This is a genomic window from Candidatus Acetatifactor stercoripullorum, assembly GCF_944382095.1.
GTDB classification, from domain to species: Bacteria; Bacillota; Clostridia; order Lachnospirales; family Lachnospiraceae; genus Acetatifactor; species Acetatifactor stercoripullorum.
In genome coordinates, this window is record NZ_CALWMU010000005.1 from 93,390 (window position 1) to 99,946 (window position 6,557).

Below are 6,557 nucleotides of genomic sequence, written 5' to 3' on the forward strand. Positions count from 1 at the left end.
AGGAGAGAACATGCAGCGGCTTAACATAGCAGACTTTGGAGCTGTGCCGGACGGGGGCATGGTGTGCACGAAGGCGATACAAAGGGCCATAGATCTTTGCGGCCGAGGCGGCATTGTGTATGTTCCTAAGGGGGAATTTGTCACCGGCGCCCTGTTTTTAAAAAGTGATATGACGCTGTTTCTGGAAGAGGGCGCAAGGCTTAAGGGCAGCGGAGACATCCGGGATTTTCCGGTTGTGGGCTGTCCCTTTGAGGGGCTTATGCAGCTTTGTTATGCGAGCCTGATCAACACAAACGGAGCCCCCTGTGAAAATATTACAATAGAGGGAAAGGGCGTTCTTGACGCCAACGGTGTGGAGCTGTTTGCCCTGGAAATGGAGGAAAATAAGGGGAAACGGGGGCGTGCCGTCTGCATCTGGAATGCCAAAAATGTTACCCTGAGGGATGTGACCATACGCCAGTCGCCGGCGTGGTGCCTGCATTTAATCTACTGTAACAATGTGCTGCTGGATGGGATTTCCGTGCACAGCAAATACGATGAAAACGGGGAAAAGTATCAGGGGATTTTCAATGGAGACGGCATCGACGTGGATTCCTGCCGGGATGTGCTGATCCGAAATTCCCTGATTGCCAGCCAGGATGACTGTATTGCGGTGAAATCGGGAAGAGATGCGGAGGGCAGGCGTATAGGGCTCCCCTCCATCAATGTTACTGTGGAGAACTGCGTTTTTAAAAGCGGCTTCGGCGTGGCGGTGGGAAGCGAAATGTCCGGGGGCGTCCGGGATGTTTTTGTGCGAAACTGTACCTTTGAAAATACCTTCAGCCTTGCCAGCATTAAGGCGGTGCGGGGAAGAGGCGGCTACATCAGAAATATTCATTTTGAAAACTGTACGCTGGTCAACGCAGACAAAGAGGTAAAGGCCACAAAATGGTTCCGGGGAGCCATTTATGCGGATGGATTTTACGGGGAGGAAGAATTTGACTGGGATGCACCCGTAAAGGTGGATGAGACGACCCCTGAGGTGGACGGTATTTATTTTAAGAATATTACGGTGGATACACAAGAGGGCTATGGGGTGTATCTCTGTGGGCTTCCCGAAATGCCCTATAGGAATATTTTCCTCGAAAATGTGAAGGCTTCGGGAGAATATGGCATGGAGACGAAAAACATTCAAAATCTGCAGTCTGTGGACACACAGGTGTCAGGCAGGAAAAGTCAAGGGGAAAATGCTGTGAAATAGCCAAAAGGATAAGGAGTGGTCTGTGTGACGCTTCGGAAGGGAGAACGATAATGGAAAAGAAATTGGAAAGGAAGGCAGCCTGGGAGCTGCTTACGGAATACACGAAAACGCCTGCGCTGTTAAGTCATGCTCAGGCTGTGGAGGCCATTATGCGGCATTTTGCAAGGCTTAACGGGGAGGATGAGGAGGTCTGGGGCGTGGCCGGGCTGCTGCATGATCTGGACTATGAGAAGTATCCTCAGGAGCATTGCAAAAAGGCAGAGGAGATTATGCGGGAGCGCGGCATCGATGAGGTCTACATCCGCGCCATGAGCTGCCACGGCTATGGGCTGTGCACGGATGTAAAGCCTGAGAGCCCAATGGAAAAGACCCTTTATACCGTGGACGAGCTGGCGGGACTGATTAATGCGGCCTGTCTGGTGCGCCCTTCCAGGAGCGTGCTGGATTTAGAGGTGAAATCCCTGAAAAAGAAGTTTACGGATAAGGCTTTTGCCGCTGGGGTAAACAGAGAGGTCATAAAAAAGGGCTGCGAGATGCTGGGCATGGATATGGATGACGTGATGCGGGAGGCTATTGAGGGCATGAAGGAACGGGCCGATGAGATCGGCCTCAGGGGGACGCTGTAGAAGGCTTTGAGGGAAACCGATTGAGAAAAGCCATATAAAGGGAAGGATAATCCATTATGCTAAAGGTGGCGTTACTGCAGATTCTCCCGGGAGCTTCCCGGGAGGAAAATCACAAAATTGGAATGGAATGGTGCCGCAAGGCCAAGAAACAGGGTGCAGATATCGCACTGTTTCCTGAAATGTGGAGCAGCGGCTATCAGATTTCAGAGGATGTGGAGAAACTCAGGCAGGAGGCTGTTTCGGCGGACGGCGAGTTTGTTATGTCCTTTGGCCGTCTGGCAAAGGAGCTTGATATGGCTATAGCAGTAACCTTTTTGGAGCGTCACGAGCCGCTTCCCAGAAACACGATGGCGCTATTTGACCGCCATGGGAAAAAGGTCCTGGAATATGCCAAGGTGCATACCTGTGATTTTGGGGAGGAATGCAGGCTCACTGCAGGAGATGATTTTTATGTGACGGATCTGGATACAGCGGAGGGAATGGTAAAGATCGGCGCCATGATCTGCTTTGACAGGGAATTTCCCGAGAGCGCCAGAATCCTTATGCTGAAGGGGGCGGAAATCGTGCTTGTGCCCAATGCCTGTCCTATGGAGATCAACCGTCTTTCCCAGCTGCGGGGCAGAGCCTACGAAAATATGATGGGAATTGCCACCTGTAATTATCCTGAAGGCTGGCCGGACTGCAACGGGCATTCCTCCGCCTTTGACGGCGTCGCCTATCTGCCGGAGCTTGCTGATTCCAGGGACACCTGCATTTTGGAGGCTGGGGAGGAGGAAGGGATTTACTGTGCGGAATTTGATCTGGATATGCTGCGAAGGTACCGCCGCGAGGAGGTTCACGGCAATGCTTACCGGCATCCTGAAAAATATCAGCTATTGATCTCTCAGGAGGTCACAGAACCCTTTGTGAGGGAAAAAAGGTTTTGAGAGGAAATGGAAATGCGCACTGTAGTGTATGACGATTTGCCGGAAGAGGCAAGAAAAATCAGAGAAATGGTTTTTATGCAGGAGCAGGGATTTGAAGAGGAATTTGATACAATCGATGATTACGCAAAGCATTTGATTTTATTTGACGGCGAAGTGGCGGCCGGAACCTGCCGCTTCTTTTTGGACCGGGAGCGGAAGCAATATGTCATTGGCCGGATAGCGGTGCTTAGGCAGTACAGGGGACAGCATTTGGGCGCAGAGCTGTTGGAACAGGCTGAGATACAGATAAAGAGAGCCGGGGGCGAGACCGTGATTTTGCATGCACAGAAACAGGCAGAGCCCTTTTATGAAAAACAAGGCTATGCAGAATACGGCGCTCCTGATTTTGAGGAGGGCTGCCCTCATGTGTGGATGTTTAAAAAGCTGAACTGATTTTCCCCTCTGTTAAAACTTTTGCTGGTATTGGGTTCCCCACTCCACCATGGCGTCAAGAATGGGCTTCAGACTGTAGCCGGTTTCCGTCAGTGTGTATTCCACCCGGGGTGGCACTTCGGCATATACCTTGCGGGTGAGAAGTCCGCTTTCCTCCATGGAACGGAGATTCGCGGTCAAGACCTTCTGGGATATGTTTCCCACAGACCGCTTTAATTCCCCGAAACGCTTTGTGCCCTCCAGCAAATCGCGGATGATCAGTACCTTCCAGCGGTCGCTGATGAGCATAAGAGTGGTTTCCACAGGGCATGCAGGCAATGTTTTTTCCATAGACAGACATCCAATTTCTATTTGTTTCCAAAAGGCAAGTACTATAACAAAATGCTTTTAATTTCTTTTTTGACTTTATGAACACATTATAATTCTATATGCAAAAGAAAACAAGAAGCAGAACCGGCAGCCGCCGGTTTTTTTTAATGGCTTTGGGGAAAAGGATATAAAAGGGTTACCTTTGTGGGGAGTAAGTTACCAAAAAGTGCGTACTTAACAGGGGCGAAAATACGGTCTATAATCATTTTACAAATGGGAAGCTAAGAAAGGAAAGAGGTGCACGATCATGACACATGACCAGAAACGGATTTATCTGATCCGCCAACTGCTGGCAGAGAAACCGGAATATGAAAAAATTCCTATTCCGGCACAGGAGAAAGAGCAAAAGGACCTGCTGCGCAGTCTGATGAATGTGCGTATGCCAAAGCCGGTCAGCCAGGAGTTTTTAAAAATACAGGACGAATATTTGCACAGGGAATGTGAGCTTCGGGGCGTTGTTGACAGTGCCCTTTTGTCTCCTGTCCCTTCAGATCACAGGCTTATTTTATGGCAGGGGGATATTACCACCTTAAAGGCCGACGCCATTGTCAATGCCGCCAACAGTGCGCTGCTTGGCTGCTTTCATCCCCTCCATTCCTGTATTGATAACATCATCCATTCCCGAAGCGGTATCCAGCTGAGGCTCTTATGCAATGAGATCATGAAAAAACAGGGACATGAGGAGCCCACAGGGAAGGCCAAAATCACGCCTGCCTTCAATCTGCCTGCAAAATATATTCTGCACACGGTGGGGCCTATTATTTACGGCGGTGTAACGAAACGGGACTGTGAATTGCTTGCGTCCTGCTATCGCTCCTGTCTGGAGCTGGCAGTGGAAAAGGACTGCAGAAGCATTGCCTTCTGCTGTATTTCTACGGGAGAGTTTCACTTTCCCAATGAGCAGGCGGCTGAACTTGCAGTGGAGACAGTAAAATCCTTTTTGGATGCAGGTGATTATAATATTCGCGTCATATTCAATGTATTTAAGGATGTGGACAGGGAAATCTATGAAAGAATTCTGGGGGTGGACAGATGATAAAGCGTGAAAGTGGAATGAGAGGTGCCATAGGGCAGCTTCGGGAAGCGCTTGACCATGCGGACGCCGTTTTAATCGGCGCAGGCGCCGGGCTTTCTACCTCGGCTGGCTTTGTGTACAGCGGAGAAAGATTTCATCAGTACTTTGGGGACTTTGCAGAAAAGTATGGCTTTCACGATATGTATTCCGGGGGCTTTTACCCTTATGACACCCTGGAAGAGTACTGGGCTTACTGGAGCCGGTATATTTTTATCAACCGCTATCAGGACGCGCCAAAGCCGGTGTACCAGGACTTGTATCAGCTGATAGAGGATAAGGATTATTTTGTCCTTACCACCAATGTGGACCACTGCTTCCAAAAGGCCGGATTTGATAAGAAGCGGCTGTTTTATACCCAGGGGGACTACGGACTGTGGCAGTGCTCCAAACCCTGTCACGACAAGACCTATGACAACGAGGAAACAGTCCGAAGGATGATGGAGCGGCAGAGGGATATGCGTGTACCCACAGATTTGATCCCTCATTGCCCGGTCTGCGGCGAGCCTATGACCATGAATCTGCGGGCGGACAATTCCTTTGTTCAGGATCAGGGCTGGTATCAGGCTTCGGAAAGGTATAGTGATTTTGTCAGAAGGCATGAAAATATGCGAGTGCTTTATCTGGAACTGGGAGTAGGCATGAATACCCCGGGCATAGTGAAATTTTCCTTCTGGAGAATGACAGCGGAGAATCCCAAGGCGGTTTATGCCTGCGTCAACCTGGGAGAAGCCGGCGCGCCAAAAGAAATTGCCAGTCGCTCGATCTGCATTGACGGGGATATTGGCGAAGTATTAAAAAAATTAAAATGAAAAGAAGCAGGTTCAGTTTCTGCTATGGACGCTGTGTATTGATGAAAGAAATATAAAAGAGCCAAATAGCCGAAAAAGCAACTGCCAAAATGCCGAAAATGTATTTGCCAAAATGCCGAAAAACAGGTATACTTTTGGGTGAACAGGAGAAAATATAAATAGGTATTGTGTGGCAGGAGGCTCAAGTTAAATGAGAAAATATAAAGCAAGAATTGCAGACAAAATATTAGAAAAACGGCTGCTTGGAAAAGGTGCTGTTTTGATTGAAGGGGCTAAATGGTGTGGAAAAACAACAACGGCTGAGCAGATTGCCGGCAGTATTCTTTATATGGCAGATCCGGAAAAAGAACAACAAAATCTGACAATGGCAGAAATTAGTCCAGGGAGACTTTTGAAGGGGAAAGTCCCGCGGCTGATCGATGAATGGCAGATTGCGCCGAAGCTGTGGGATGCCGTCAGATTTGAGGTCGATCACAGGGATGAAATGGGACAGTTTATTTTAACAGGCTCTGCAGTTCCGGCTTCCCATGAGCATATTCATCATACCGGAACAGGACGCTTCTCGTGGATATTGATGCGTCCGATGAGCTTATATGAATCTCTGAACTCGACTGGAGAGGTGAGTTTAAAAGCACTTTTTGAGACACCGGAACAGATCGAAGGCGAAAATTCGCTTGACCTGAATCAATTGGCTTTTCTGGTGTGCCGCGGTGGCTGGCCCAGGGCAACCGACCTGAAAGGAGAGGTTGCGCTTGAACAGGCCTTTGATTATTATGATGCGGTTGTAAAATCTGATATCTCCAGAGCGGATGGAATCACAAGAAATCCGGAGCGGGTAAAGCGCCTCATGCGTTCTTATGCCAGAAACCAGGGCTCACAGGCAACAAATACCTTGCTTAAGGATGACATTATGGCGAATGATGCGGAATCTCTTGACACAGACACGGTATATTCTTATATCAACGCATTACAAAAAATATTTGTAATTGAGGAAATGGAAGCCTGGAATCCGAATCTTCGCTCTAAAACAGCAATACGGACTTCGAATACCCGCTATTTTGTGGATCCTTCCATTGCAGT

8 protein-coding genes are annotated in these 6,557 nt (G+C 48.9%); 7 read left to right on the forward strand and 1 reads right to left on the reverse strand.

All coding sequences use genetic code 11. The features are described 5' to 3' along the window. Positions 1 to 10: 10 nt before the first annotated feature. From SHK35_RS02760 to SHK35_RS02775, 4 genes are read left to right on the forward strand one after another with little or no spacing between them, the layout of a single operon-like run. Positions 11 to 1,240: a glycoside hydrolase family 28 protein gene (locus tag SHK35_RS02760; RefSeq protein ID WP_318708445.1), complete on the forward strand. Its 1,230-nt coding sequence runs from the start codon at positions 11 to 13 to the stop codon at positions 1,238 to 1,240. A 50-nt stretch (positions 1,241 to 1,290) separates the two neighbouring features. Then, on the forward strand, positions 1,291 to 1,866 hold the full coding sequence (locus SHK35_RS02765; RefSeq protein WP_318708447.1) for an HDIG domain-containing metalloprotein: 576 nt from the start codon (positions 1,291 to 1,293) through the stop codon (positions 1,864 to 1,866). A 56-nt stretch (positions 1,867 to 1,922) separates the two neighbouring features. Next, on the forward strand, positions 1,923 to 2,792 hold the full coding sequence (locus SHK35_RS02770; protein ID WP_318703709.1) for a carbon-nitrogen hydrolase family protein: 870 nt from the start codon (positions 1,923 to 1,925) through the stop codon (positions 2,790 to 2,792). 12 nt (positions 2,793 to 2,804) lie between these two features. Then, positions 2,805 to 3,224 carry a GNAT family N-acetyltransferase gene (locus tag SHK35_RS02775; protein ID WP_318708449.1) on the forward strand — a complete coding sequence of 140 codons (420 nt, stop codon included), beginning with the start codon at positions 2,805 to 2,807 and terminating at the stop codon, positions 3,222 to 3,224. 12 nt (positions 3,225 to 3,236) lie between these two features. On the opposite strand, the gene SHK35_RS02780 is transcribed toward SHK35_RS02775, so the two are convergent. Next, positions 3,237 to 3,554, reverse strand: a complete 318-nt coding sequence (locus tag SHK35_RS02780; protein ID WP_318703711.1) for a winged helix-turn-helix transcriptional regulator — start codon at positions 3,552 to 3,554, stop codon at positions 3,237 to 3,239. A 286-nt stretch (positions 3,555 to 3,840) separates the two neighbouring features. On the opposite strand from SHK35_RS02780, the gene SHK35_RS02785 reads away from it, so the two are divergent. The 3 genes from SHK35_RS02785 to SHK35_RS02795 form a co-directional block, all read left to right on the forward strand. Next, on the forward strand, positions 3,841 to 4,629 hold the full coding sequence (locus SHK35_RS02785) for a protein-ADP-ribose hydrolase (protein ID WP_318708450.1): 789 nt from the start codon (positions 3,841 to 3,843) through the stop codon (positions 4,627 to 4,629). Then, entirely contained in the window at positions 4,626 to 5,477 is an 852-nt protein-coding gene (locus SHK35_RS02790) for an SIR2 family NAD-dependent protein deacylase (RefSeq protein ID WP_318708451.1), read from the forward strand. Before SHK35_RS02785 ends, SHK35_RS02790 begins: the two co-directional genes overlap by 4 nt. Before the next feature lie 190 nt (positions 5,478 to 5,667). Next, on the forward strand, positions 5,668 to 6,557 hold an 890-nt coding region (locus SHK35_RS02795), incomplete at its 3' end, for an ATP-binding protein (protein ID WP_318708453.1).

What these genes read in the sequence shown, in the direction of transcription:
- SHK35_RS02760 (WP_318708445.1), top strand. Translation starts at nt 11, where the DNA reads ATGCAGCGGCTTAACATAGCAGACTTTGGAGCTGTGCCGGACGGGGGC.
- SHK35_RS02765 (WP_318708447.1), top strand. Translation starts at nt 1,291, where the DNA reads ATGGAAAAGAAATTGGAAAGGAAGGCAGCCTGGGAGCTGCTTACGGAA.
- SHK35_RS02770 (WP_318703709.1), top strand. Translation starts at nt 1,923, where the DNA reads ATGCTAAAGGTGGCGTTACTGCAGATTCTCCCGGGAGCTTCCCGGGAG.
- SHK35_RS02775 (WP_318708449.1), top strand. Translation starts at nt 2,805, where the DNA reads ATGCGCACTGTAGTGTATGACGATTTGCCGGAAGAGGCAAGAAAAATC.
- SHK35_RS02780 (WP_318703711.1), bottom strand. Translation starts at nt 3,554, where the DNA reads ATGGAAAAAACATTGCCTGCATGCCCTGTGGAAACCACTCTTATGCTC.
- SHK35_RS02785 (WP_318708450.1), top strand. Translation starts at nt 3,841, where the DNA reads ATGACACATGACCAGAAACGGATTTATCTGATCCGCCAACTGCTGGCA.
- SHK35_RS02790 (WP_318708451.1), top strand. Translation starts at nt 4,626, where the DNA reads ATGATAAAGCGTGAAAGTGGAATGAGAGGTGCCATAGGGCAGCTTCGG.